22 protein-coding genes are annotated in these 25,494 nt (G+C 72.6%); 8 read left to right on the forward strand and 14 right to left on the reverse strand.

The window, feature by feature from the left end; genetic code table 11:
• The first annotated feature begins 24 nt into the window (after positions 1-24).
• Complete coding sequence (locus tag AB0B33_RS45415; protein ID WP_360784059.1) at positions 25-759, forward strand: ATP-binding protein; 735 nt, start codon at positions 25-27, stop codon at positions 757-759.
• Between the two features lie 18 nt (positions 760-777).
• On the opposite strand, the gene AB0B33_RS45420 is transcribed toward AB0B33_RS45415, so the two are convergent.
• The 6 genes from AB0B33_RS45420 to AB0B33_RS45445 form a co-directional block, all read right to left on the reverse strand.
• A complete protein-coding gene (locus AB0B33_RS45420; protein ID WP_360784061.1) occupies positions 778-987 on the reverse strand; it encodes a DUF2188 domain-containing protein in 210 nt (69 codons plus the stop codon).
• A 61-nt stretch (positions 988-1,048) separates the two neighbouring features.
• Positions 1,049-1,927 carry a 4-hydroxyphenyl-beta-ketoacyl-CoA hydrolase gene (gene couO, locus AB0B33_RS45425; RefSeq protein WP_360784064.1) on the reverse strand — a complete coding sequence of 293 codons (879 nt, stop codon included), beginning with the start codon at positions 1,925-1,927 and terminating at the stop codon, positions 1,049-1,051.
• On the reverse strand, positions 1,928-2,821 hold the full coding sequence (locus tag AB0B33_RS45430) for a 3-hydroxyacyl-CoA dehydrogenase NAD-binding domain-containing protein (RefSeq protein WP_360784067.1): 894 nt from the start codon (positions 2,819-2,821) through the stop codon (positions 1,928-1,930).
• Between the two features lie 73 nt (positions 2,822-2,894).
• On the reverse strand, positions 2,895-4,775 hold the full coding sequence (locus AB0B33_RS45435) for an acetoacetate--CoA ligase (RefSeq protein ID WP_360784070.1): 1,881 nt from the start codon (positions 4,773-4,775) through the stop codon (positions 2,895-2,897).
• Positions 4,772-5,548: a crotonase/enoyl-CoA hydratase family protein gene (locus AB0B33_RS45440; RefSeq protein WP_247024352.1), complete on the reverse strand. Its 777-nt coding sequence runs from the start codon at positions 5,546-5,548 to the stop codon at positions 4,772-4,774. The genes AB0B33_RS45435 and AB0B33_RS45440 overlap by 4 nt, the downstream gene beginning before the upstream one ends.
• Positions 5,545-7,113 carry a long-chain fatty acid--CoA ligase gene (locus AB0B33_RS45445; protein ID WP_360784073.1) on the reverse strand — a complete coding sequence of 523 codons (1,569 nt, stop codon included), beginning with the start codon at positions 7,111-7,113 and terminating at the stop codon, positions 5,545-5,547. Before AB0B33_RS45445 ends, AB0B33_RS45440 begins: the two co-directional genes overlap by 4 nt.
• Positions 7,114-7,483: 370 nt before the next feature.
• Between AB0B33_RS45445 and AB0B33_RS45450 the strand changes: the two genes are divergently transcribed.
• Positions 7,484-7,909 carry an STAS domain-containing protein gene (locus AB0B33_RS45450; protein ID WP_360784076.1) on the forward strand — a complete coding sequence of 142 codons (426 nt, stop codon included), beginning with the start codon at positions 7,484-7,486 and terminating at the stop codon, positions 7,907-7,909.
• A gap of 106 nt (positions 7,910-8,015) precedes the next feature.
• On the opposite strand, the gene AB0B33_RS45455 is transcribed toward AB0B33_RS45450, so the two are convergent.
• Positions 8,016-9,806 carry a thiamine pyrophosphate-requiring protein gene (locus AB0B33_RS45455; RefSeq protein ID WP_360784079.1) on the reverse strand — a complete coding sequence of 597 codons (1,791 nt, stop codon included), beginning with the start codon at positions 9,804-9,806 and terminating at the stop codon, positions 8,016-8,018.
• Here AB0B33_RS45455 and AB0B33_RS45460 point away from each other — a divergent pair.
• Together AB0B33_RS45460 and AB0B33_RS45465 are read left to right on the forward strand one after the other, a co-directional pair.
• A complete protein-coding gene (locus AB0B33_RS45460) occupies positions 9,805-10,344 on the forward strand; it encodes a MarR family transcriptional regulator (RefSeq protein ID WP_360784082.1) in 540 nt (179 codons plus the stop codon). The genes AB0B33_RS45455 and AB0B33_RS45460 overlap by 2 nt on opposite strands.
• Positions 10,345-10,636: 292 nt before the next feature.
• Entirely contained in the window at positions 10,637-10,855 is a 219-nt protein-coding gene (locus AB0B33_RS45465; RefSeq protein ID WP_360784085.1) for a hypothetical protein, read from the forward strand.
• Positions 10,856-10,862: 7 nt separating this feature from the next.
• On the opposite strand, the gene AB0B33_RS45470 is transcribed toward AB0B33_RS45465, so the two are convergent.
• A complete protein-coding gene (locus tag AB0B33_RS45470) occupies positions 10,863-12,116 on the reverse strand; it encodes a low temperature requirement protein A (RefSeq protein ID WP_360784088.1) in 1,254 nt (417 codons plus the stop codon).
• 450 nt (positions 12,117-12,566) lie between these two features.
• On the opposite strand from AB0B33_RS45470, the gene AB0B33_RS45475 reads away from it, so the two are divergent.
• From AB0B33_RS45475 to AB0B33_RS45490, 4 genes are read left to right on the forward strand one after another with little or no spacing between them, the layout of a single operon-like run.
• Positions 12,567-15,611: an ATP-binding protein gene (locus tag AB0B33_RS45475; RefSeq protein WP_360784091.1), complete on the forward strand. Its 3,045-nt coding sequence runs from the start codon at positions 12,567-12,569 to the stop codon at positions 15,609-15,611.
• Positions 15,608-16,111, forward strand: a complete 504-nt coding sequence (locus AB0B33_RS45480; protein ID WP_360784094.1) for a roadblock/LC7 domain-containing protein — start codon at positions 15,608-15,610, stop codon at positions 16,109-16,111. The genes AB0B33_RS45475 and AB0B33_RS45480 overlap by 4 nt, the downstream gene beginning before the upstream one ends.
• A complete protein-coding gene (locus tag AB0B33_RS45485) occupies positions 16,108-16,488 on the forward strand; it encodes a DUF742 domain-containing protein (protein ID WP_247024346.1) in 381 nt (126 codons plus the stop codon). The genes AB0B33_RS45480 and AB0B33_RS45485 overlap by 4 nt, the downstream gene beginning before the upstream one ends.
• 13 nt (positions 16,489-16,501) lie before the next feature.
• Positions 16,502-17,290, forward strand: a complete 789-nt coding sequence (locus tag AB0B33_RS45490; protein ID WP_360784097.1) for an MHYT domain-containing protein — start codon at positions 16,502-16,504, stop codon at positions 17,288-17,290.
• On the opposite strand, the gene AB0B33_RS45495 is transcribed toward AB0B33_RS45490, so the two are convergent.
• From AB0B33_RS45495 to AB0B33_RS45520, 6 genes are all read right to left on the reverse strand, one after another.
• Complete coding sequence (locus AB0B33_RS45495; RefSeq protein WP_360784100.1) at positions 17,270-19,666, reverse strand: hypothetical protein; 2,397 nt, start codon at positions 19,664-19,666, stop codon at positions 17,270-17,272. The two genes, AB0B33_RS45490 and AB0B33_RS45495, sit on opposite strands and share 21 nt — an antisense overlap.
• Before the next feature lie 293 nt (positions 19,667-19,959).
• On the reverse strand, positions 19,960-20,658 hold the full coding sequence (locus tag AB0B33_RS45500; RefSeq protein WP_360784102.1) for a GntR family transcriptional regulator: 699 nt from the start codon (positions 20,656-20,658) through the stop codon (positions 19,960-19,962).
• Positions 20,659-20,753: 95 nt separating this feature from the next.
• On the reverse strand, positions 20,754-22,247 hold the full coding sequence (locus AB0B33_RS45505; RefSeq protein ID WP_360784105.1) for a beta-N-acetylhexosaminidase: 1,494 nt from the start codon (positions 22,245-22,247) through the stop codon (positions 20,754-20,756).
• Positions 22,247-23,065 (reverse strand): carbohydrate ABC transporter permease, encoded by an 819-nt coding sequence (locus AB0B33_RS45510; protein ID WP_360784107.1) that lies wholly within the window; start codon positions 23,063-23,065, stop codon positions 22,247-22,249. Before AB0B33_RS45510 ends, AB0B33_RS45505 begins: the two co-directional genes overlap by 1 nt.
• Positions 23,062-24,003, reverse strand: a complete 942-nt coding sequence (locus tag AB0B33_RS45515) for a sugar ABC transporter permease (RefSeq protein ID WP_247024340.1) — start codon at positions 24,001-24,003, stop codon at positions 23,062-23,064. Before AB0B33_RS45515 ends, AB0B33_RS45510 begins: the two co-directional genes overlap by 4 nt.
• Before the next feature lie 76 nt (positions 24,004-24,079).
• Positions 24,080-25,354, reverse strand: coding sequence for an extracellular solute-binding protein (locus AB0B33_RS45520; protein ID WP_360784111.1), 1,275 nt, complete (start codon positions 25,352-25,354; stop codon positions 24,080-24,082).
• Positions 25,355-25,494: the final 140 nt, after the last annotated feature.

Raw genomic sequence — 25,494 nt, forward strand, 5'->3', positions numbered from 1 at the left:
ACGATGGCGAGGAGGTGGTCCGCGATGCTCGCCCGCCACTCATCGGTGTGGCTCATCCCGCGGCACGGCACGGTCGCCACGGCTTCGGTCGGCGGGGTGCTCGACCGCACGACCTATTCGAGGTTGCGCGACCGGCTGCTGGAGTTCGCGGCCGACGCCCGCGACGGCGTGGTGATCGACATCGACCGCCTCGAACTGCGTGACCCGGCGCTGGTGCGCGTGTTCGCGCTCGTCGCCCTCCGGGCCGGTGACTGGCCGGCGGTTCCCTTCGCGCTGGTGACCGACCGGCCGGAGCAGCGCGCGGTGCTGACCGCGCGAGCCGACCGGAACGTGCCCGTGTACCGCGATCACGCCGCCGCCGAAGCCGCGCTGGCACGACCGTCGCGGCGGCGGGCGGGGAAGGCGCTCGACCGGTCGCCGCGCACTTCGGTGCGGGCGCGCGGGTTCGTGGAAGGCGTGTGCGCGGAGTGGCTGGTGCCCGAACTGGCCGAGGACGCCGCCCTGGTCGCCACGGAATTCGTGGAGAACGCGCTCCGGCACACCGATTCCGAGCTCCGGCTGCGGATCGAGCTGCGCCGCGACGGGCTGGGTGTCTCGGTCTCCGACGGGAGCGAGCGGCCCGCCGTGCTGCGCGAGGGACTGGACGTCCTCGAGACCGGGCTCGGCCTGCGGCTGGTGTCCAAAGTCGCGAAGCGGTGGGGGAGCAGCCGGCTGCGCTCCGGCGGCAAGGTCGTCTGGGCGGTGCTGGCCCGACGCTGATCAGTCCGTTGTGGACGGTCAGGGCCGGCGCCGGTAGTCGCGTTCGGTCTCGACTTCACCCTGTGGTGTGTGCACGACGTGGCCGACGCGGCGCTTCTTCGCGATCTGCCGTCCGGCCAGCACGGCGTCGACCCGGCGGGGGGACGTGTTGGACGCCCGCGCACCCCCTTCGATCCGGTTCTTCCACAGGCCGTCCTCGAAGTAGGTGTGCACGTCCCCGACCGCCACGACGCCCTCCGATCGAAAGAGTCCGGACGGAACGGGTGCCCCGGTGCGGCGCCGGCAAACGTCAGGCCAGGCCGAGCACCCTGATCGCGTTGTCCTTGAGGATCAGCGGCCGGACTTCGTCCTTGAGGTCGAGGGCGGCGAAGTCGTCGAGCCAGCGGTCCGGGGTGAGCACCGGGAAGTCCGAGCCGAACAGGACCTTCCGCTTCAGCAGCGAATTCGCCGCGCGCACCAGCTGCGGCGGGAAGTACTTCGGCGACCAGCCCGACAGGTCGATGTACACGTTCGCCTTGTGCGTCGCGATCGAGATCGCCTCGTCCTGCCACGGCACCGACGGGTGGGCCAGGATGATCGTCAGGTCCGGGAAGTCCGCGGCGACGTCGTCGAGCAGCATCGGGTTCGAGTAGCGCAGCTTGATGCCGTGCCCGCCGGGCAGTCCCGCGCCGATCCCCGTCTGGCCGGTGTGGAACAGCGCCGGCACGCCCAGCTCCCGGATCGCCTCGTACAGCGGGTAGAACCGCACGTCGTTCGGCTCGAACGCCTGCAGGCTCGGGTGGAACTTGAACCCGCGCACCCCGTGCTCGCCGACCAGCCGCCGCGCGCGGGTGACCGCGGCCTTGCCGGCGTGCGGGTCGACCGAGCCGAACGGGATGAGCACGTCCGGGTGTTCGCGGGCCGCGTCGGCGATCTCCTCGCTCGAGAGCGCCGGGTGCCCGGTGGCGGAGGGCGCCTCGACCGTGAAGACGACGGCGGCCATGTTCCGCGCCCGGTAGTGCTCGGCGATCGCGGTCACCGTCGGGGTGCGGTCCTGGCCGGCCCGGAAGTACTTCGCGGACGCGTCCAGGAGCTCCTGGTCGAGGGCGAAACAGCCGTGGCCGTCTTGTTCGACGTGGGTGTGCACGTCGATGGCGGTCAGTGCGGAAAGATCCACGGAAAACTCCACTCAGGGCAGGTCGGGCTGGGCGGCCTTGGCGGCCAGCAGGCGCTCGAGGACGGCGTCGCGCGCGGCGACGAGGGACTGCCGATCGGTGCCGGCCAGCTCGGCGTCCACGCCGGCGACCAGCGTCTCGGCGAGCTCGGGTGTGAGGTGGACGCGGCCGAGGTCGCGCCACCACTGCTCAGTGGGCGGGCCGAGGTGTTCGAGGACGTGGGCCAGGCCGCCCGCGCCGCCGGAGAGGTGCTGGTTGAGGAACGGCCCGAGCACGGCCCAGCGCAGGCCGGGGCCGTACGCGATGGCGGTGTCGATGTCGGCGACGGTCGCGATGCCGCGCTCCACCAGCGAATACGCCTCCTGCCACAGCGCGGCCTGCAGCCGGTTCGCGAGGTGGCCGGGCACTTCCCGCGTCAGCCGGATCGGCCGCTTCCCGACCGAGGCGTAGAACGCCACGGCCCGGTCGACGACCTCGGGCGCGGTGTCCTGCCCGGGCACGACCTCGACCAGCGGGATCAGGTGCGGCGGGTTGAAGGGGTGCCCGACGACGACGCGCTCCGGGTGCTGCGGGCAGCCGCGCGCGATGACGCTCGGCAGCAGCCCGGACGAGCTGCTGGCCAGGATCACGTCCGGGCGCGCGGCCTCGTCGAGGACGGCGAACAGGGTGTGCTTCACGTCTTCGCGCTCGGGGCCGTTCTCCTGCACGAAGTCCGCGGCGGCCGCGGCTTCGCCGGCGTCGGTGACGAACCGCAGCCGGTCCGTCGGCGTGCCTTCGAGGACGCTCCGCAGCCGCTCTTCGGCGCCGGGCGCCGGATCGGTGGCGACGACGTCGAGGCCGTTGGCGAGGAAGAGGGCGGCCCAGCTCGCGCCGATCACGCCGGTGCCGACGACCGCGACGGTACTCATGCGCACACCTCGCTGGCGCTCGGTGCCGCCTGAGCCGGAAACGCAGTGTCGGATGATTCGCTCGCGAGCTCGCTCATGCGAGCGCCCCGAAGTGGTCCAGCGCGGTGGGATCGGCCAGGACGTCCCGGCCGACGACGTCTTCGGCGCGGGCGCCGAGCAGGAGCTTCTTCACGGGCACCTCCAGTTTCTTCCCGGTGCGGTTGCGGGGGATCGCCGGCACGGCGGTGATCGCGTCCGGCACGTGCCGCGGCGACAGCGCGCTCTTCAACGCCGTCGCGATCTTCGTGCGCAGCGGGGCGTCCAGGACGCCGTCACGGAGGACGACGTAGAGCCGGAGGTCGCCGTTGCCGCCCGCGGGGTCTTCGAGGTGCACGACGAGCGAGTCCTCGACCTCCGGCAGTTCCTCGACGACGGCGTAGAACTCCGCCGTGCCGAGCCGGACGCCGCCGCGGTTGAGGGTGGCGTCCGAGCGGCCGGCGATCACGCAGCTGCCCCCGGGCGAGAACCGGATCCAGTCGCCGTGGCGCCAGACGCCGGGGTAGGTGCCGAAGTACGTCTCGCGGTAGCGCTCGCCGGTGTCGTCGCCCCAGAACCCGACCGGCATGGACGGCATCGGCGCGGTGATGACCAGCTCGCCCAGCTCGCCGACCACCGGCTTCCCGTGCTCGTCGAACGCCTGCGCGTCGACGCCGAGGCAGGGCCCGGAGATCTCGCCGGCGATGACGGGCTGCAGCGGGCCGCCCTGGACGATCCCGCTGCAGACGTCGGTGCCGCCGCTGCCGACGTTGAGCAGCACGTCCGGCCCGAAGACGTCCCGCACCCAGTGGTAGCCCTCGGCCGGCAACGGACTGCCCGCCGCGCCGAGCTGCCGCAACGCCGACAGGTCGTACTCCGCTGCCGGGTTCAGGCCCGCTTTCCGGCACGCCATCAGGAAACCCGGGCTCGCGCCCATCAGCGTCGCGCGGGTTTCGGCGGCCAGCCGCCACTGCCACGCGAGGTCCGGGTGCAGCGGGTTGCCGTCGACGAGCACGATCGACGTGCCGGTGAGCAGCCCGGAGACGAGCGCGTTCCACATCATCCACGCGGTGGTGGAGAACCACAGCATCCGGTCGCCGGGGCGCAGGTCCCAGCTGAGGCCGTGGTTCTTGAGGTGCTCCAGCAGGAGCCCGCCGTGGCCGTGCACGATCGCCTTCGGCTTCCCGGTGGTGCCGGAGGAGAACAGCACGCACAGCGGGTGCGCGAACCCGACGGGCTCGAACCCGGGCTCGGGCTCGGCGAGCAGCTCGCTCCAGGCGGTCGTGCCGGGGAGGCCGTGCTCGCCGTAGGGGACGTGCACGACGTGCTCCACGGTCGGCAGGCCGGCGCGGATTTCGGCGACTTCGCCGCGGCGGTCGACGTCCTTGGCGCCGTAGCGGTAGCCGGACACGGTGAGCAGCACCCGCGGCTCGATCTGGCCGAACCGGTCGACCACCGAGCGGGCACCGAACTCCGGGGCGCAGGACGCCCAGACCGCGCCGAGGCTCGCGACGGCGAGGTAGGCGACCACGGTCTCCGGGGTGTTGGGCAGGTACGCGACGACCCGGTCACCGCGCCGGACCCCGAGCCGGCGCAGCCCGGCGCGGGCCCGGGCGACCTGGTCGCGCAGCTCGTCCCAGGTCAGCTCGGCGCGTTCGCGCGTCTGGGAGTACGCGATGACGGCGATCTCGTCCGCCGGGCCGCCGAGCGCGTGCTCGGCGTAGTTCAGGGTCGCGCCGGGGAACCACGCGGTGCCGGGCATCCGCCGGTCGGGCACGACGGCCGTCGCGGGGGAGTGGAAGCGGACGCCGAAGAAGTCCTTGATCGACGACCAGAAGCCGTCGAGGTCGGTGACGGACCAGCGGTGCAGTGCGGCGTAGTCGTCGAACGCGTGGCCGCGGCCGGCCAGCCACGCCAGGTACCGGCCGATCTCGGTCATCGGCCGACCTTCCCCGCGCGCTTCTCGAGGAACGCCTGCATCCGCTCCTTCGCCTCGGCGCTGCCGCTCGCGACCGCCGCCATCAGCGCTTCCATCAGGTAGCCCTCCGCCGGGTTGGCCTCGGCGATGCGCGGCAGCGCCTGGAGGACGGCGAAGTTCGTGATCGGCGAGTTCGCGGCGATCTTGCGGGCCAGGTCCATGGCGTGCTCGAAGCCGTTTTCGGCGCGGTAGTGCGAAAGCCCGGCGGCGTGGCCTTCGTCGGCGTCGAGCACGCGGCCGGTGAGCATCATGTCGGCCATCCGGTGCGCGCCGATCAGCCGCGGCACCCGCACCGACGCGCCACCGCCGACGAACAGGCCGCGCTGGCCCTCCGGCAGCGCGTAGAACGCGGAGGGCTCGGCGACGCGGATGTGCGCGGCGGCCGCCAGTTCCAGGCCGCCGCCGACGACCGCGCCCTTGAGCACGGCGACCACCGGCACGCGCCCGCGTTCGAGCCGCTCGAACGCGCGGTGCCACATCATCGAGTGCTCCAGGCCCTCGAACGCGTCGCGCTCGGTGAGCTCGGCCAGGTCCAGCCCGGCCGAGAAGTGGTCGCCCGCGGCGTCGAGCACGACCGCCTTGACCCCGGACGGCGGCGCGCCGAAGAAGGCTTCCAGGCCGAGCACGGTGGCGTCGTCGAGGGCGTTGCGCTTCTCCGGGCGGCACAGCCGCAGCACGGCGACCTCGTCGTGCCGGTCGACGCGCAGGGAAGGGGGCAGCAGGGCGGTGGTCATGCGGGTCCGTTCGGGAAGGCGCCGGCGGCTCGCGCGCGCAGTTCGACGCGGCGGATCTTGCCGGTGGCGTTGCGGGGCAGGGCTTCGGTGAACTCGACGTGCTTGGGGATCTTGTAGCGGGCGAGGTGCTGTTCGAGGTGGGCGCGGAAGGCCGCTTCGTCGAGCCGGGACCCGGGGCGCGGGACGACGAAGGCGGCGCCGACCTCGCCCCAGCGCGCGTCGGGCACGCCGACCACGGCGCACGCCTCGACGTCGACCAGCTGCGTGGCGACCGCCTCGACCTCGGCGGGGTAGACGTTCTCGCCGCCGGAGATGATCACGTCCTTGACCCGGTCGACGACGTGGGCCCAGCCGTCGTCGTCGACGCGGACGACGTCGCCGGTCCGGAACCAGTCATCCTCGACGAAGCTCGCCTTCGACTCTTCGGGCCGGTTCCAGTAGCCGGCGAAGACGTGCGGGCCGCGCACCAGCAGCTCGGCGGGCTCGGCCCCCAGCGGCGCCGGGGCGAGGTCCGGGCCGAGCGCGGCGACGTCGGTGAAGAAGTGCGGCACCCCGGCGGCGACCGGGTGGGCGGGGGTGCCCTCGTGGGTGGCCATCGAGACCCCCGGCGCGGCTTCGGTCATGCCGTAGCCCTGCAGGAGCTGCACGCCGCGGTCGAGCCACGCGCGGGCCACCCGCTCGGCCACCGGCGAGCCGCCGTAGAGGACGCAGGTGAGGGAGCTGAGGTCGGTGCTCGCCCAGCTTTCGTGGCGGCAGAGCATTTCCAGCATCGTGGGGACGGCGGAGAAGCTCGTGATGCCGGCCGCGCCGATCCGGCCGAGGATCGCGCCCGCGTCGAACTTCGCGACCGGTTCCACGCTGCCGCCCTTGAACAGCGTCGGCAGCGTGATCTGGCCCAGCCCGACGCAGTGGAACAGCGGCGCGATGCACAGCGCCTTGTCGGTGCCCAGGACGTCGAGGTGGGCCAGCTGGTTGACGGTGTTCCAGGTGAGGTTGCCGTGGGTGAGGACGGCGGCCTTCGGGCGGCCGGTGGTGCCGGAGGTGTAGAGCAGCAGGCACGGGTCGTCGAGCGCGATCCCGGTGCCCGGCGGGGGACCGCCCGCGGCGAGCTCGGCCTCGAAGTCCAGCCCGCCCGCCGGGCACGACGCCGGGTCCGTCGCCAGCACGTGCCGCACCGGCAGCGGGCCGGCCGCGGCGACGAGCGCGTCGGTGTCGGGGCTGTGCACCAGGACCGAAGCGCCGCTGTCGTCGAGCATGTACCGGATTTCCGTGCCGGAGAGCCGGTAGTTGAGGGGGACGAAGAGCGCGCCGCAGCGGGCGGTGGCGAAGAGCGCCTCGAAGACGGTGGTGGCGTTGACGCCGAGGTAGGCCACCCGGTCGCCGGGGCGCACCCCCAGCCGGGTCAGCGCGCCGGCCAGCCGCTCGACGCGCTCGGCGAGGCCGGCGTACGTCAGCGTGCGGTCTTGCCCGCCGCCGTCGAGCGCGGTGCGGTCCGGCGAGATCCGCGCCCGCCGCGCGGGCCAGCTGCCCAGGCCGAAATCGGCCGGGCCGGGGGATCGGGTCACGGGGTCGTCTCCTTGTCACCGGTGACAGGGTTCCTGCTGCGGACGGTGGCGAAGCGTGGTGCGCTGCGCGGATGCCTCGGCGTTAGATGTAAGGAAACCTGATATGCACCTAGGATGCGGAGTACACGCACCGCTGTCAAGAGTGCGGCGGCACGACGAAAACTTCACCCGGATGGGTGGTTTGAGCTGTGAAGACGGCCTTCGCATGCGGGGGTGCCCGGTTCGGCCGTTGGCGGGGTTGCGCCGTTTGGATCAAGGGCTACGCTGCGAAGTGCGGTTCAGAAAGCACAGCCGCCCCCCGATTTGCCAGCCGTTCGAGCGGGCCGGTGAGACCCGTTCGTCACGTCATCTTCGAATGAGGCGTGGAGAAATGTTAGTCGTCCAGCCCCCCGCGACGGCGATCCCCGTGGTGCCGTCGGCGCGCCAGGCGCGCAGCCCCTTCGACATCCAGGTCGTCCGCCCGTACTTCGGCGCGGTCATGGTGAAGATCCGCGGCGCCCTCGACGAAGACAGCGCCGCTCAGCTCCGCTCGGCGCTGAGCACGTGGGCGCACCGCCGCTTCCCGATCCTGGTGCTCGACCTCTCCGAGGTCGACCTCCTCGACTCGGCCGGCCTCGCCGCCCTCGGCGGCATCCAGGCCAGGACGGTCCGCGAGAACGCGACCCTGCGCATCGTCACCGGCGACAACCGGGTGGTCCGCCGCGCCTTGTCGGCCAGCGGCCTCGACCACGCCCTGAACGTCAGCCGCCTGCCGTCGGGCTGGGAACGGGCCACGGAGATCCCCAGCCAGAGCTGAGGCCCGCCTTCGCCCGAGCACGACGAACCCCGGTCCCGCGCGGCGGGACCGGGGCGCACAGCTGATGCCCTCGTGGAATTCCGGGATCACTGCATCGCCGGCCGGGTCACCGGCTCCCCGGCAGGAACTCCTGGAGCTTCGTCTTGACCCCCTGCACCACGAGGTGGAACGCGTCCGGGTCGCCCTTGAGCACCGACTGGGCGGCGGACTTCATCTGCTCGAAGGTGGCGTGCGGCGGGATCGGCGGCACCTCCGGGTCGCAGCGGACGTCGAGCACCGCGGGCTTGCCGGCGGTCAGCACCGTGTCCCAGGCCGTGGCCAGCTGGTCCGGCTTGTCGACCGTGACCGCGGTGAGCCCGAGCGACAGCGCGAACCCGGCGTAGTCGACGTCGGGCAGGCTCTGGGACTCCTCGAACTTCGGTGCGCCGCCCATCGCGCGCAGCTCCCAGGTGACCTGGTTCAGGTCGTTGTTGTGGAACACGCAGATCACGCAGGTCGGGTCGCTCCACAGGCTCTGGTACCGCGCGATCGTGATCAGCTCGGCCAGGCCGTTCATCTGCATGGCGCCGTCGCCGACCAGTGCGATCACCGGCCGGTCGGGGTGGGCGAACTTCGCGCCGATCGCGTACGGGACGCCGGGGCCCATCGTGGCGAGCGTGCCGGACAGCGACCCGCGGATGTCCCCGCGGATGCGGAGGTTGCGCGCGTACCAGTTGGTCGAGGACCCGGAGTCCGCGGTGACGATCGCGTTCTCCGGGATCCGCCGCGACAGCTCGGACACGATGGCCATCGGGTTCACCGGGTCCGCTTCGACCGCGGCTTCCTTTTCGACGGTGTCCCACCAGGAAGCGACGTTCTTCTCGATCGTCTCGCGCCACGCCCGGTCCGGCTTGCTCGCCAGCTTGGGCAGCAGCGCCCGCAACGTCGCCGCGCTGTCGCCGACGAGGTTGACCTCGGTCGGGTAGCGCATCCCGATGAACCGGCCGTCCAGGTCGATCTGCACCGCGCGCGCCTGGCCGAAGTCCGGCAGGAACTGGCTGTACGGGAAGTTCGAGCCGACGATCAGCAGCGTGTCGCAGTCGCGCATCAGCTCGTAGCTCGGCCGGGTGCCGAGCAGCCCGATCGCGCCGGTCACCCACGGCAGGTCGTCGGGCAGGACGTCCTTGCCCAGCAACGCCTTCGCGACCCCGGCGCCGGTGACCTCGGCGAGCTGACGGACCTCTTCGGCGGCGCCGCGCGCGCCCTGCCCGACGAGGACGGCGACCTTCTCGCCGGCGTTGAGCACCTCGGCCGCGGCGTCGAGGTCGGCCTCGGGCGGCACCGGGCGCGGCCACGACGTGCTCGGCGGGCTGGAGGGCACCTGCTTGAACGCGTGCTGGGGCGGCGAGTACGGCTCTTCCTGCAGGTCCGCGGGAATGATCAGGGCGGTCGGGCAGCGGGACGACTGCGCCGTCCGGATCGCGCGGTCGAGGGCGTTCGGCAGCTGCTCGGCGACGTTGACCTCGACGAGGTACTCGCTCGCGACGTCCTTGAACAGCGCCTGCAGGTCGACTTCCTGCTGGTAGCTGCCGCCCATCGCGCTGCGCGCGGTCTGCCCGACGATCGCCACCACGGGCACGTGGTCGAGCTTCGCGTCGTACAGCCCGTTCAGCAGGTGGATCGCGCCCGGGCCGGACGTCGCCAGGCACACGCCCGGCCGGCCGCTGAACTTCGCGTAGCCGACGGCCGCGAACGCGGCCATCTCCTCGTGCCGGGTCTGGACGAACCGCGGCTGGTTGTCCGCTTTCCCGAACGAGGCGACGATGCCGTTGATGCCGTCACCCGGGTAGGCGAAAACCTGCTCCACGCCCCATTCGCGCAGGCGCTGGAGCAGGTAGTCGCCGACTGTCTGGCTCATGAGCACTCCCTTGCTTCGCTTCGGTGAGCGCGTACCCGCTTTCGGCGGCTATCATGCTTGCGTGACGCAAACGTGGCAGGCAGACGATGGCACTGAAGCGGCACTGGCGGTGCTGCGGGCGATGGTGACCATCGCGGATTCGACCGTCGAGCGGAACACTGAGCAGCTGACGCTCACCCAGTTCCGCGCACTGAGGGTGGTGGTGGACCGGACGCCGGTGACGATGGGCAAGGTCGCCCGCGAACTGGCGCTCAACCCCTCGTCGGTCACCCGGGCGTGTGATCGGCTGGGCACGCTCGCGCTGCTGGAAAAGGCCCCGAACCCGCTGAACCGCCGCGAGACGCTGCTGGCGCCGACCGGCGCGGGCCGCCAGCTCGTGGACCGCGTCGACGGCGACCGCCGCCGCGTGCTGGCGGGCGTCCTGCACCGCCTCGGCCCGGGCGCCCGCGATGCGGCGATCGAGGCTTTCGAGAGGTTCGCCGCGGCGGTCGAAGCGGAGGAATCGGATGCGCGGTCACCATTGCGCCGCGCAACTTAAAACGGCGCCGACGGCGTTTGCCCGATCCCGTGGCGGGTACCCGGCGCCGGATCAAGTGCCCTGGGTGACTGGGACGCCGTACGGGCCGGGGGTGCCGTGGCCGGTTCGGGCGGGCAGCCGCCTCGCCGACGACTGCGTCACCACGGGCGCCCCCGGCCCGAAGGAGCTCTTCGCCGGTCAGGCCACCTCTTCGCGAGCCGGGACGAGGCGATGGAGCTGATCGTCCGGCGCGGTAAGGAGTTCCTGGCCGAGCGGGGCCCGGGCGCAACCACCTCGACGGCAACCCGCGGCTGTGCACGGCGACCGCGCTGAAGGAGTCCTTCGGCTGCGGCGGCCGGCCGCGCACGTCCGCGAGGTGGCCCGCGCGGGTCGTGACCACGGCTTGGGCCTGGCCGGGGACGGCGTTGTCCGGCCCGGGTTCGCCGCTGCTGGCCACCCGCGGACGCTGCGGCAGCTCAAGTGGGCGAACGCGATGCTGAAGGTGCTCTCACCGCAGATCCTGACCAGCTGAGCCCGCGCTACCCGTCGTCGCCACCCCGCCGGGCCCGCTCACGCAGGAAGGTCAGCGGGTCGTCGCCCATGCGGTCCAGGGCCCGGTGCCGGATCGTCGACGCGATCGCCGCCGCTCCGACGCCCCACACCGCGATCGCCACCACCACCGCCGGGGCCGGGAGGAGCCGGTCCAGGAAGGCCAGGTTCACCGTGGCCACCAGTGCTGCCGTGCGGGCCAGGCCGAAGTACCAGCGGTGGGAGCCGGCCGCGAAGACCCGGGTGCCGAGCAGGTAGATCGTCAGGCCCGCCGTCGTGAACCACGCCGCCGCGTGCGGTGGGGACTCGTGCAGCGACAGGTTCACCCCCGCCGCGATGAGCACCAGCGCGAACGCCGGGGGCAGGTGGCCCCCCGCGTACAGCGAATACGCGAGCGCCGGGTTGCCGCCCGACAGGTCGAGCATCCGCTCGTAGATCCGCGCCGCCGACGTGAAGTACAGCCACCACAGCGCACCGGCCAGCACCAGGCCGCCGACCATCGCCAGCCAGTACGCGAAGTCGTCGGCCGGGCGGTCGAGCGCCGCCGTGCCGACCGTGAACACCAGCTCGCCCAGCAGCAGGATCATGAAGAGCCCGAAGCGTTCGGCGAGGTGCGCCGAGTCGACCGCGAGGTTGGGGTCGTGCGGGGACGAGATCAGCTCACGCCAGCGGGTCGCGCGCGAGGGCCGTTCGCCGCGCCGGCGGCGGGGCCGGTCGCCGAGCAGCAGGAACCCCGCCTCCTGGAGCAGGGCGAACACCCAGAACGCCCACGTGTGGGGCGCGAACGCCGAAACCGCGAACAGCACCGCCGAAGCCGTGTAGCCCCAGGTGATCCGGCGCTGGTCGAGCCCCTCTCGCGCGGGCCAGCGGTGCGCGGCCGCCAGGATCACCCGGACCCCGGCCATGGCCAGCGCGAAGATCGCCGGGTGCCCCTCGAAGACGTGGTGCGCCTGCGTGGCCGCGATCGCGCACGGGATGGTGCCGGCGAGCACGAAGAGCCGGTCGGCGGCGCGCCCGTCGTCGCCACGGCGGTTGTAGAGCACGGCGAAGCCGATCCACGTCCACCATAGCGTCGCGAACAGGCCGAGCGCGGTGGCGACCCGCGACCAGTGCGGCTCGGCCACGATGCCGTGCGCCACCTGGCCCACCGCGAACACGAAGACCAGGTCGAAGTACAGCTCGACCCAGCCGACCCGCTTGCCGTGCCCCGCCGCGGCCCCGGCGCTGTCGTCCACATCGGTCACGGCGGCGATTCTGCCGGGTCCGGTGCGGGGCGCCCCACCCGGAGGGGGTGAGAATGAATAACAAACCATTGGAACAATGACCGAGTTCGCCACGAACGACATTGACCGGCCGTGCGTGGGTAAATCTGCCGACATCAGTTCGCGTAGCTCAGCAACGGCTGGAGCTGCGCGAATACAGCTTGTACGATGTACAAGCAGCGACCGGTGAAACACCAAGCGTTAGCCGGGAAATAATTCGACACCGTCCCTCGCGAAACGCCGTGCGCGGGGTTGACACGGGTGCCGGACGTGATGTTCCCTGCTGGTCGGCTCGATCATCGTCACGTCCTCGCCCGGCCGGGAGAGAGGCATTTCCACCGTTGGCCCGGGACGTCGGTGACCGGCCCTGGGGTCCTCTCCTGTCCGAGTTCGACGTCGGCCGCGCGCGGCTGGGAATCGAGCGGTTCCGCCATGCACGAAAGAACACCCACGCCCCGCCGGCTGGCGGACGCCGCGTGGTGGCCGGCGCACTGGAGCGTGCGCACCAAGATCAGCGTCGTGCTGCTGCTGCCGGTGCTGGTCGCGGTGGCGCTGGCGGAAATCCGGATCCAGGGCGAGCTCGATCGCGCCACGCAGCTGAGCGCGGCCCGCGACCGGCTGCCGGTGCTGCACGACACGATCGGCCTCACCGAGTCGCTGGGCCAGGAGATGGTCGCCGCGGTGGCCGTCCCGGCCGGGGCGCCGAGCGCGATCACCGCCGCGGTGGACGCGAAGGTGGCCGCGATCCAGCGAGACACCGGCTTCGCGCCGCTGCCCGGCGACAGCGGCCGCGCGCTGAACACCGCGCTGGGCAAGCTCGCCGGCATCCGCGCGGCCGGCGCCGCGAACGGCGACACCCGCACGAAAGCCGCCGGCTACAACGACATCATCGCCACGCTCGGCGACCTCGTGCCCGAGACCGTCCCGGACGACGTCGCCGGCACCGCGGAGGTCGCCCGGGTGCTGGTGCACCTGCGCGCCGAGCTGGCGACCGAGGAGACGTACGTGCGGGCGGCGCTGAACAGCCCCGCCGACGCGTCGCTGCGCCCGGCCGCCATCCAGACCGCCGCGGAGCAGGAAGTGCTCGCGGAACAGGCCGAACACCAGCTCACCGGCACGCTGCTGGCGCGGTTCAAGACCGCGACGGAGGGCGCCGAAGACCGGCTCGACCCCACCGCGGCGTCGCTCTCGTCGATCGCCAAGGAGACGACCGGCGTGACGGCCGTGCTGAACGACGTCACGGCGAAGCTGGCTTCGGATGTTTCGGCGGCCGCCGACGACGCCCGGTCGGACTCGCTGCGCGACACCGCGCTCGTGCTCGGCGCACTGCTCGGCGCACTCGCCATCGCGTTGCTGGTGGTGCGTTCGCTGGTCACGCCGGTGCGCCGGCTGCGGGCGGCGGCGCTGCACGCGGCGAACGAGGCGCTCCCGGAAACCGTCCGGCAGGTCCGCGAGGGCACGGAGGTCGACTGGCGCGCGGTACCCGAGGTCGGCGTCCGGACGAACGAGGAGATCGGCCAGCTGGCCAGCGCGTTCGACGACATGCATCGCGAGGCCGTGCGGCTGGCGGTCGAGCAGGCCGACCTCCGCAAGCAGGTCAGCGAAATGTTCATGACGCTGTCGCGGCGGAGCCAGTCGCTGGTGGAGCAGCAGCTGACGATCATCGAGGACCTCGAGTCCGGCGAGCAGGACCCGCGCCGGCTCGACGAGCTGTTCCGCATCGACCACATCGCGACCCGGCTGCGCCGCAACGGCGAGAACCTGCACGTCCTGGCCGGCGGCCGCCCGGTGCGCCACGGCCGCGAGCCGGTGCCGACGCGCGACCTGCTGCGCGCGGCGACCTCGGAGGTCAAGGACTACCGCCGCGTCGCGCTGGGCAACGCCCCGCGTGGTTCGGTCCAGCCGGAGGCGGCCGCGGACGTCGTCCACATCCTGGCCGAGCTGCTGGAAAACGCGACCCGCTTCTCCCCGCCGGAGCACAAGGTCGCCCTGACCGCGGACCGCGGCGCCGACGGCGGCCTCCTCATCGAGGTGGTCGACCAGGGCCTCGGCATGAGCCCGGAAGAACTGACGACGGCCAACGCCCGCCTCGCCGCGGCGGCCACGGTCGGCCCGGAAACGACCCGGCGGATGGGCCTGTTCGTGGTCGGCCGCCTGGCGGCCCTCCACGGCGTGACGGTCCGCTTGCGCGCGACGGCCCCGGGCGTCCGCCACGCGGGTGTGACGGCGAGCGTCCACGTCCCGGGCGCACTGGTGATCGCGGACCTGGCCCGCCCGATCGGCGCGGGCCGCACGGGGGCATCGAGGCAGAACGGCCACGCCCGCCCGGTGGCGGTGGTGCCGGCACAGGCGTCGACGCCGATCTTCGAGCAGGTGGTGACGAGCTGGTTCACCGAGCCGGTGGCGAAACCGGTGAACCGCCGCACGCCGCGCACGGAACCCCCGGCGGTCCCGGCCGGCTGGCCCACCGAGGCGGACGCGGCCACGAACGGCACCGCCGGCACCGGCGAGTGGCCGGTGGTCCCGGACGCGGAGACCGGAGCACGGGCCGATCGCTCCGGAACCGGCGAGTGGCCGGTGGTCCCGGCGGCCGACGTGCCCGGCTCGGGCGAGCGGCAGGCGGCCCGGGCCGCGGACCGCGCCGGTTCGGCGGACCGGCCCGGTCCGGGTGCGGGGCCGGTGGTCCCGGCCGCGGGCCGCGCCGGTTCGGCGGACCGTCCCGGTTCGGGCGAGCAGGGTGGCGCCGATCGGTCCGGAAGTGGCCAGTGGCCCGCGAGCGCGGCCGCGGAAACGGCCGCGCGGGCGGATCGCGCCGGCGAGGCAGGCGGGGCCCGGCACGCGGACCACTCCGGTCCGGGCAAGCGCCCCGCCGAGACCGCGGGACGGGCCGACCGCACCGGCTCCGGCGAATGGCCCGCGGCCGCTTCAGCGGACCGCTCCGGCGACCGGTCCGCGACTCCGGCCGCGGGAACCGCGGCGCGAGCGGACCGCTTCGGCGCGGAACCGGCCACCCCGGCCGACCGCTTCGGCGACCGGTCCGCGACTCCGGCCGCGGGAACCGCGGCGCGAACGGACCACTCGGGCGCGGAACCGGCCATCCCGGCCGACCGCTCCGGCGAACGGCCCACGATCGCGGCCACCCCAACCGACCGCTCCGGCGAGCGGTCCCCGGCCGCCCAACCCCTGCCGGACTGGTCCAGCCCCGCCGACGAAGCGCGGCACGCTGCGGAAAGCGCTCTCCAGCCCGCCGCCGTGCAGAACCTCAGCTCCGCCGGCCTGCCGACCCGGCGGCCCGGTGCGCAGCTCGCCCCCGGGGCGGCCCTGCCGCGGGTGCGGGAGCCGGACGGGGCGGCGTTCCGGGACGCCACCGCCGTCCGCAACAGCTTGTCCCGGCACTACCAGGGCATGCGCGCGGCCCGGCGGCAGACCGCCGCGAGCGCGGACGAATCCGGAAAGGACGGAGTGGAACCCCGATGACCGAACTCCCCGACGTGCACCAGCGGCGCGTGCCCGGCGCCGAACCGTCGGCGCGGACCTTGGCAGCTTTTCCCGGCACCGTGACGGCGCCCGAACGGACCGCCACGTTGAACTGGCTCGTCCACGGCTTCGTCCAGGACGTCTCGGGGGTCGCGCACGCGGTGCTCGTCTCCGCCGACGGGCTGCTCGTCGCGGCCGACGAGTCGCTGCCCCGGGAGCGCGCCGACCAGCTCGCGGCCATCGCCGCCGGGTTGTCGAGCCTTTCGCTCGGGACCGCGGAGCTGTTCACCGCGGGGCGGGTCGTCCAGTCGGTCATCGAGATGGAGCAGGGGTTCCTGCTGCTGATGAGCGTCGGCGACGGCTCGAACCTCGTCGTCCTCGCGTCCACCGGCTGCGACATCGGGCTCGTCGGCTACGAGATGACGATGCTGGTCGAGCGGGTGGGGCGACAGGTCGACGTGCCCGCGCGCGAGATGCCGGTGGGCCAGGACCGGCGGTGACCGGCTACGCAGGCGAAGGGGAGCCACGCCGGAGCCCGGCGCTGGCCCGCCCCTACGCCTGGACCGAGGGCCGGACGGCGCCGTCGGTCGACTTCGCGGTGGAAGCGCTCGTCGAGACGACGGCGGCGGGTCGCGCGGCGGCCGGCTACCAGTCGAGCAGCGCGTTCGACCAGGTCACCGAGCTGTGCCTGCGGCCGCGGTCGCTGATGGAGGTCGCCGCGCTGCTGCGGCTGCCGCTGGGGGTGGTCCGGGTGCTCGTCTCGGACCTGGTGGAAGACGGCATGGTGATCGTCCGCGACACCCTCGGCGAGCACGCCGGCTGGGACGAGCGCCACGACTTGATGGAACGCGTGCTGCACGGTCTGCGTGACCTGTAGAGAGGAACCGACCATGGAACACTTCGCGCTCGGGCACTGGCTGCTCGTGCTCGCCTACCTGACCTCGGTGGTCGGCTGCGCGCTCGGCCTCGCCTGTGCGGTGCAGGCCCGCCACGCGGTGAGCAGCAGGCACCGCCTGCGGTGGCTCGTGCTGGCGGCGATCTCGATCGGCGGCGTCGGCATCTGGCTCATGCACTTCGTGGCCATGCTGGGCTTCAGCACGCCGGGGATGCCGGTGCGCTACGACGTCTTCCGCACGGTGCTGTCGGCGCTGCTGTCGATCGCCGCGGTGTTCGCCGGGCTGGTGGTCGTCGGCGGCCGCGCGAAGTTCGGCTGGTGGCGGCTCGCGCTCGGCGGCGTGATCACCGGCCTCGCCGTCAACGTCATGCACTACACCGGGATGTCGGCCCTGCGCGTGAAGGGCGACTTCGGCTACGACGGCCTCCTCGTCGCGCTGTCGGTGGTGATCGCGATCGTCGCGGCGACGGCGGCGCTGTGGTTCGCCGTCTTCCTCGACCGGCTGTCCCTGCGCCTGCTCGCCGGGTTCGTGATGGGCGCGGCGGTCACCGGCATGCACTACACGGGCATGGCCGCGGTGCGGATGAACATGGACATGTCCGCCCCGGACCCGGCGGGTGTCGAGGTGTTCTCCTTCCTGTTCCCGGTGTTCGTGCTCGCCGCGATCGCGATGGCGGTCCCGCTCTGCGCGGTCCTGATGGCCCCCGCGGTCGCGCCGGAAGGCCCGCGGGAGACGCCGGAACGCCTCCCGCGGGCGGTCATCCTAGAGAACGCACAGCAGTGAACAGGCCTTCGCCGACGACCAGTTCGTGTGCGAAGGCGGCGTCCCCGGCGGAACGTTCACCGGCACGTAGCTCACCTTCGCCTGGTTGGTGATCGGGAACAGGTTCAGCAGCGCGTACGTCGAGCAGTGGACCTGCTGCGACTGCCCGGCGGCGAGGGTGAACGGACCCGTCTGGCACGACGGTTCCACGCTGTCCACCACCTGCGCCGACGTGATGCCGACCGGACCTTCGTTCGTCACCGTGATCCGCCAGTACGCGGTCGCGAACAGCAGGCCCAGCAGACCGACGCCGGCCTGTTTCGCCCACGGGCCGGAGCCGCCCGGCCCGCACTTGGCCGCCGTGGCCGAGGTGCAGATCTCCTTCTCCACCTTGACCTTCGGCGTGCACGACGCGCCCGGCGCGACCGGCAGCGTCACGGTGTTCGACGTGAACGAGCCCGTCGAGTCGGTGCCGGTGGCCGTGTTCGCCACCGACGACACCGCGCAGTCCGCCGCGATCGTCGTGCGGAAGCACAGCTGCGGCGCGTCGCCGGCGTAGTCGACCACCAGCGAGCCGGTGAAGCCCGCCGCGCTGTGCAGCACGAGCGTCGTCGTCACCGTGATCGACGGGTGCGCCGCCACGGAGACGCCGGTGAGGTCGACCGAACCGTCCGGGGCGAAGCCGGGCGTCGGCACGACCGCGTTGTCCTGATCGGTCACCGTCACCCGGGACGCGGCGAAGTCGACGTTCGCCGGGTCGACGCCGGTCAGCCGCGCCGCCGTGTAGCCCTGGACGTGACTTCCGCCGTCGCAGTAGAAGTCTCCCGGTTTCAGCGTGACCTGCCCGCCGGACCGGACGCACGGCGTGGCGCCGGTGGCCGGGTCCATCGAGAACAGCACGCCCGCGTCGCCGAGGCCGATCAGGCAGCCCGACGGCGCGTCGTAGGAGTAGCCGTAGTCCCGCGTGGCCCCGCCGTTCGCCGAGGGGTGCGTGATCAGGGCCGGCAGCCCCGCGCACGCCGCCCCCGTCGTCCAGTCGTGGCAGACCGCCGCGCCCGCGATGCCGCCGTTCCAGACCGGGAGGTAGCTGCGCACGTGACCGTTCGGATCGGTGACGACCTCCGGCGGGAAGGCGTAGACACCACCGCCCAGCGCGGCCGGTCCCGGCGGGGCCGCGAGCGCGGAACCGTCGAGGGCGTAGCACGTCGTGCCGCCGGTACCGCCGGTCGTCGTCGCGCACGCGCCCACCGGGGCACCGTTCGTGCCGAACGCCGTGTAGGAGTTGTAGTTGTAGCTGCCCGCCGGTCCGGTGGGCCGCGACGACGCCCAGTTCGCGCACGCCGTGGCCGTCGCCGGGTCGAAGCAGCCCAGCGAAGGCTGCTGCGCGGTGCCGGGGTTCGAGGTCGACGCGAAGATCTTGTTCCCCACCAGGGTCAGCGCGCCGTAGACGTAGGGCTGGTTGGCGGCCGGGACGATCGGCGCGTACGGCTGGCCGCCGCAGGCGCTCTGCGTGGCGATGGTCCAGCAGACCACCGCGCCGGAGCTGATCAGGCCGTAGACGTTGCCGCCGCTCTCGACGAGCCCGGTGATGCTGCTGACCGGCGGCGAGCCACCCACGCTGGCCAAAGCCGAGTAGCCGCAGTTGGCCGCGGCGGCCAGGTCGAGGCAGCCGACGCCGACCGACGACGCCGTCACCGCGGGGTAGTAGACCTTCGCGGGCGCGGCGGGGTCGCGCACGTACTGCTCGACCATGGTGCTGGCGATGTCGCCGGCGCCCAGGCTGCCGAGCGGGCCGGGTGCGGTGTTGAGCACCTTCGGCCACGGGCCGCCCGGGCAGCGCTGCCCGGTGGCGAGGTCGGTGCAGACCACCTTCGGGGAAGTGGCGCCCAGGTGGTGGTAGATGTTCCACGCCTGCAGCACGCCACCCGGCGTGCGGTACAGGATCGGCGAGAAGCCGTCGCCGCCGGTCGCCGTCGTGACCGCCTGCACGGGCGGGGTGAGAGCGCCGGACAGCTGGGTCGCGTCGGGCCCGGCGTCCGGGTTCGTGGCGCGCACGGCCGTCACCCCGGACGCGGGTTCGGTGCCGGTGAAGGTGCTGCCGTCGGTGGACCACTGCGGGGTCCAGCCGGGCGGGACGTGCAGGGAACCGGACTGGAACGCCTGGCCCGCCCCGACGGCGTCGGTGACGGTCGCGGCGCCCGTCGTCGTCGCGTGGTCGTCGTACCCGATGACCCAGTTCGCCGTCGCGCCGTGGTCGGCGGGGGAACCGGTGCCCTGCACGGACTTCGTCAGCGCGGAAACCGCGGCGGGCGCGGGATCGGCGGCCGCGGGCAGCGGGGCGGCGGTCGCCGCCACGAGCACCAGCGGCAGGAACGCTCCCAGCATGCGTCTTCGCATGAACTGTCCTCGATTCTTTCGCGGTGGAGGTTCCAGGAATCGTTTTCCTGGCCGAAGGAAAAGCCTATGCCGCGGCCACGGTGCGTTGAAGCGCTCTCACCCGGGCGCCGAAAAGGCGATGCCAACAGCGCAATTCGTGGCCACGGCGCACTCGTGCGTACCTGGTGTGACAAGGTGCTTCACGAAGCGTGCTCACCCGGATGTCGGCACGGCGTCACTCGTTCGGGTAACGAGGGAACGCTAAGAAAAGCGGTTTCCGTCAAGTGGTGAAGATTTATTTTCCGGATGCGCGATCAACCGGATTCGGCGTCGAAGCGGAGTTTCGACGTGATGCGGTACCGGTCGCCGCGGTAGACCGAGCGGGTCAGTTCGACCACGTGGCCGGTCGTGTCGCGGGTCAGCCGTTCGATGTGCAGGATCGGGGCGTACACCGCGATTTCCAGCAGCTCGGCCTGGTCCGGGTTGGTCACGGCCGGCTCGATCGTCTGCACCGCGTCCTGCACGGCGATCCCGAAGCGCTCCCGCAGCAGCCGGTAGAAGTTTCCGGTCTCGAGGTCGGCGGGCAGCAGACCGGGCACGAGATCGGCGGGCAGCGCCAGGCTTTCGATCGCGATCGGCTCGTCGTCGACGTACCGGACCCGGGTGACGCGCAGGACCGGCGTGCCCGGCTCGCACGCCAGTTCGGCGGCGAGCGAGCGGGCCGCCGGTGCCGTGGTGAACGCGACGACCCGGCTGGTCCAGTGCCCTTCCGCGGGCGGGACGGCGAGCCCGGTGGCCAGTTCCTGGGTGACCTTCTGCGGGCTGGTGAACGTGCCGCGGCCGCGCTGGCGCACCAGCAGCCCGGTGCGGGTCAGCTCGTCGATCGCCGCCCGGACGGTCGGGCGCGAGACGCCCAGCTCCGCGGCGAGATCCCGCTCGGAGGCCAGGCCGGTACCGGGGCCCACGTTCTCGATCACCTTCAGCAGGTGCCGTCGGACGCGGTCGCGCTTCACGGTGGGCGGCCGGTCCGCCGGCTCGCCACCATCGTTTCGGGGGCCCCGGGTGGCGGAGCCCCCGGCCTGGGGTGCAGCCCCGGATGGCTCAGCGGTCAAGGCACCGTCTTTTCGGGTACGGGGACCGCGCCGGCGAACCGGACGCGCTCCTTCGGCAGGGCACCCAGCGCGCGCAACCGGGTGAGGTGCCCGGCCAGCCGCTGGTGGAAATCAGCATAACCGCGGCCCGGTGGCGACCACGCCCGCTCGGCGAGCGCGCACAGCCGCGGGAAGGCGAGGTGCCGCACGTGGTCGGGGGTCGGCGCGTGCTCGGTCCACAGCTGGGCCTGCGTCCCGAGCACGCCCGGCCGGGTGCCGTCGCTGACCGGGAGCCCGCCGGCCAGCGGGTCGAAGCGGTAGACGTCTTCCAGCGTCGTGACGGGTTCGCGCGGCGGCTCGCCCGGCTCCTCGGTCTGCCGGTAGTCGAAGTAGGTGGACAGGTGCGGGGCCATCACGACCTGGTGGCCGCGGGCGACGGCGAGCTCACCGTGTGCGGCGTCGCGCCACGCGGTGACGACCAGGTCGGCGGGCATCCGGCCGGCGGCGTGGCCGGTCTCGTCCCAGCACACCGCCTGCCTGCCGAGCCCGGCGACCACGCGGTGCAGCTCGCCGAGGAACCACGGGTGCAGCTCGGCGGTGCTGCCCAGCCCGAGCGCGGCGGCTTTCGCCCGGGCGACCGGGTTTTCCGCCCATTGGGTGGTCGGGCATTCGTCGCCGCCGATGTGCAGGTACGGCGCCGGGAAGACGTCCGCGACCTGCGTGAGCACGTCCTCGCAGAAGGCGAACGCGCCGTCGTGGACGCCGAGGATGTCCGGGCTGATGCCCCACTCCGTCCACACCGGGAGCCGCACGCCGGGCCGGTTGCCCAGCTCGGGGTAGGCGGCCAGCGCCGCGCGGACGTGGCCGGGCAGATCGATCTCCGGCACGACCCGCACCCCGCGCGCGGCGGCGAAGGCGACGAGTTCCCGCAGCTCCCGCCGGGTGTAGAAGCCGCCGTGGGGAACGCCGTCGAAGACGCCGCTGCCCGCGGCCCCGACCATCGATTCCGCGCGCCAGGCCCCGACCTCGGTCAGCCGGGGCCACCCGTCGATCTCGATCCGCCAGCCCTGGTCGTCGGTGAGGTGCAGGTGCAGGACGTTGTACTTGTGCAGCGCCAGGAGGTCGACGAACTCGCGCAGGAACTCCAGGGGCAGGAAGTGCCGGGCGACGTCGAGCAGCACCCCGCGCCACGGCAGCCGCGGCGCGTCGCGGATCGTCAGGCACTCGAGCCGGGGGAGCAGCTGGCGGACCGTCTGCACCCCGGCGAGCAGGCCCGCTTCGGTGGACGCGGTGAGGTTCGCTTCTCGCGTGGTGACGTCGAGCGCGTATTCCTCGGACCCGAAACCGGGCTCCAGCGCGAGCCGGATGGCGGGTCCACTGTGGACGACGGGGAGGTCCGCGTACTCGGCGAGCAGCCGGGCGGGTCCGTGCGTGCCCGGTCCGATTTGGACGCCGGTGGGTGTGAAGGAACCGGCGTGGCGGGTCAGCCGCGCGGGGTGGGGGATGACCATCAGCCCTTCACCGCTCCCGCGGTCATGCCCTCGACCAGGTGGCGCTGCACCAGCGCGAAGAAGACGACGACGGGCAGCGCGAACAGCGTCGACGCGGCGATGAGGCCGCCGTAGTCGGTACCCGTGCTGGTGCTGAACGAGACCAGCCAGACCGGCAGCGTGTAGCCCGAGCTGTCCTTCATGATCACGTAGGCGAACAGGAAGTCGTTCCACGCGGTGATGAACGCGAACACGCTGGTCGCGATCAGCCCGGGCAGCACGAGCGGCAGCAGGACCGAGCGCATGACGCGCCCGCGCGTCGCGCCGTCGACCATCGCCGCTTCCTCCAGTTCGACGGGGATGCCGTGCAGGAACCCGCGCAGCGTCCAGATGGTGAACGGCAGCACGAGCGCCACGTACGTCAGCACGAGGCCGAACAGCGTGTCGAGCAGGTGCGCGCTCTTGAGGCTGAGGAACAGCGGGATGACCAGCGCGGGCACCGGGACCATCTGCAGCACCAGCACGCCGATGAGGAAGCTGCGGCGGCCGAAGAACCGGAACCGCGTCAACGCCGTCGCCGCGAGGAAGGCGACCACGATGGACAGCGCGACGACGGCGACGACGACCACGACGCTGTTGAGGAGGTCCTGGACGAACCCCGGCTTGGCGAGCGCGCCGGCGAAGTTGTCGAAGGTGACGTCGAAGGGCAGGAACTCCGGCGTGGGGCTGAGGATCTTGCCCGCCGGCTTGAACGCCGTGAGCACCATCCAGTACACCGGGAAGATCCAGACGAGGCAGAAGACGGCGGCTGCGGCGTTTCGGCCCACCCGCCGGATCACAGGTCCTCCCCGGACCGGACGAGCCGGCGCACGTACACCGCGGTCATCCCGACGAGCAGCGCGACGGAGACGACGGCGATCGCCGCGCCCTGGCCGAAGTCGTTGCGGCTGAAGGCACGGGTGAACGTCCAGATGCCGAGCGTCGTGGTGCCGCTGTCCGGGCCGCCCTGGGTGAGGATCCAGATCTGGTTGAACACGGTGAAGTCCCAGATGACCGAGAGGATGGTGACCAGGCCGAGGATCGGCTGCAGGAACGGCAGCGTGATCGTGCGGTGCGCCCGCCACGCCCCGGCGCCGTCGAGCGCGGCGGCTTCGTAGTAGGACTGCGGGATCTGCGAAAGCCCGGCGTAGAGCGTGAGCGCGACGAACGGCACCGACTGCCAGACGACGAGCAGCCACACCAGGGTGAACGCCGACGCCGGCGACGTCGTCCAGTCGTGCTGGGTGAAGTCCCCGAAGCCGAGCTGGGTCAGCAGCCAGTTCACCACGCCGTACCCGGGCTGGAAGAGCCACTGCCAGACCAAAGTGGACGCCACGTTCGGCAGGGCCCACGCGGCGATCAGGCACAGCGTCACCGCCGTGCGCATCCCGCGGCCCAGTTTGCGCAGCATGAGCGCGACCCCGAAGCCGATGAGGAGCGTGCCGAGCACCAGTGCGACGCAGAACCCGATGCTGCGGGCGAGCACCGGGAGCAGCTGGTCGTCGCCGAGGACGGCGGCGTAGTTGTCCCAGCCCGCGAAGCCCGTCGTGCCGGTGAACAGCGACCGCAGACCGTACTGCTGCAGGGAGATGACGACCAGCCGCAGCAGCGGGTAGCCGAGCACCAGCCCGAGCAGCGCGGTCGCGGGCAGGAGCAGGCCGTACGGCAGCAGGGACCGGCGCCGCCGGGGCGCCGCCGGTCTTTCCGGCGCGCGCGGCCGCGCTTTCACGAGCAACACGGGGACTCCTTGTCGGAAGCTGAAAAGGGGCGGGGCGGCCCGGCGGGGACGGCGGTCGGCCGGGCCACCCCGCCGGTCAATGGGCGTTCAGCGCTTCGGTGAGGTGGGCGTCGAAGTCCTTGGCCGCCTGGGCGATCGGCTTGCGCCCGGTCGCGATGTCGGCGAAGAAGGTGTTGATCGACTTGTCGCTCTCGATGGTCGCCCAGCCCGGCGCGGCCGGCGTCGCGACGCTCGTCTTGGCCGCGGTGGCGAACGCGGCGTTGAGCGGCGGGAGCGCCGGCGTGACCTGGTCGATCAGCTCGGTCGAGATCGGGGTCCAGCCGTCGATGCCGGAGATCGCTTCGCGCTGCACGGCCGGGTCGGTGGCCGCCTTGACGTAGGCGAGCGCGAGGTCCTGGTTGCGGCTCTTGGCCGCGATCGCCAGGTCGGACCCGCCGAGGAACACCGGCTGCGTCTTGCCGGGCGTGGCGCTGGGGAAGGGGAACGTGCCCAGCCGGTCCTTGAGCTCCGGCTTGTTCTTGACCACGGTGTTGACGCTCGTGTCGAGGATGGCCGCCGCGCCGCCGGCGGAGAAGATCGCGGCCTGGTCGGGTGCCTTGGTGTCGACGTTGCGGGACGCGGCGGAGGAGTAGGCGTTCTGGAAGTCCTTCCAGGACTGCAACCCCTGTTGAGCCTCGGGGCTTTCGAGGGCACCGGTCCACTTGCCGTCCTTCTGCACGGCGATCTGGCCGCCGGCGTCCCAGACGAACTGCAGCGCGCCGAACCAGTACTTGCCGGGGAAGTGGAAGACCGAGTAGTCCGGCGCGGGGTGCTTGGCCTTGATCTTGTCGAGCGCGGCGGTGAGTTCGGCGTAGGTCTTGGGCGGGGCGGTGACGCCGGCGTCGGCCCAGACCTGCTTGTCGTAGATCACCGACCGGTTGCCCGCGAACAAGGGCGCGCCGTAGACGTGATCGTCCACAGTGGCCGGACCGATCAGCCCGGGCAGCCAGGTCTGGCCCCGGGACAGCTCGGCGCGGTGCGGGGTGAGGTCGGTCAGCGCGCCGTTGGCGGCGAACAGCGGGACGTTCGTGTTGCCGATCTCGATGACGTCCGGCGTGGTGTCCTGCGCCAGCGCGGTGCTGATCTTGGTGTTGATGTTGTCCCATTCCTGGATCTGGACGGTGACCTTCGCGCCGGTGGCCTTCTCGAACGCGGCGGTGATCGCCGCGGTGGCCTTGTCGCTCAGGTCGCCGTTCATCAGCCAGACGGTCAGGGTGCCCCCGCCGGCGGCGGGAGCGGGGGTATCGGTGCCGCAGGCACCGGCGGTCAGGGCGGTGACGGCCAGTGCGGCGGCGAGGATGCGTCTGCGCATGGGGATTCCCGGGAGGCGTGAGTGGGTGCGGTGCAGGTCGTCGTGAGTGTTCAGGGCGGTTCTGACCGCCCCGACGGCGTGCGGGAATTCCTGCGGTCACGCGACATCGAGCTGCCCGAGGGCACTCCCGACGACCCGCC

The organism is Amycolatopsis sp. NPDC049159 (assembly GCF_040648295.1).
Taxonomy (GTDB): Bacteria; Actinomycetota; Actinomycetes; order Mycobacteriales; family Pseudonocardiaceae; genus Amycolatopsis; species Amycolatopsis pretoriensis_A.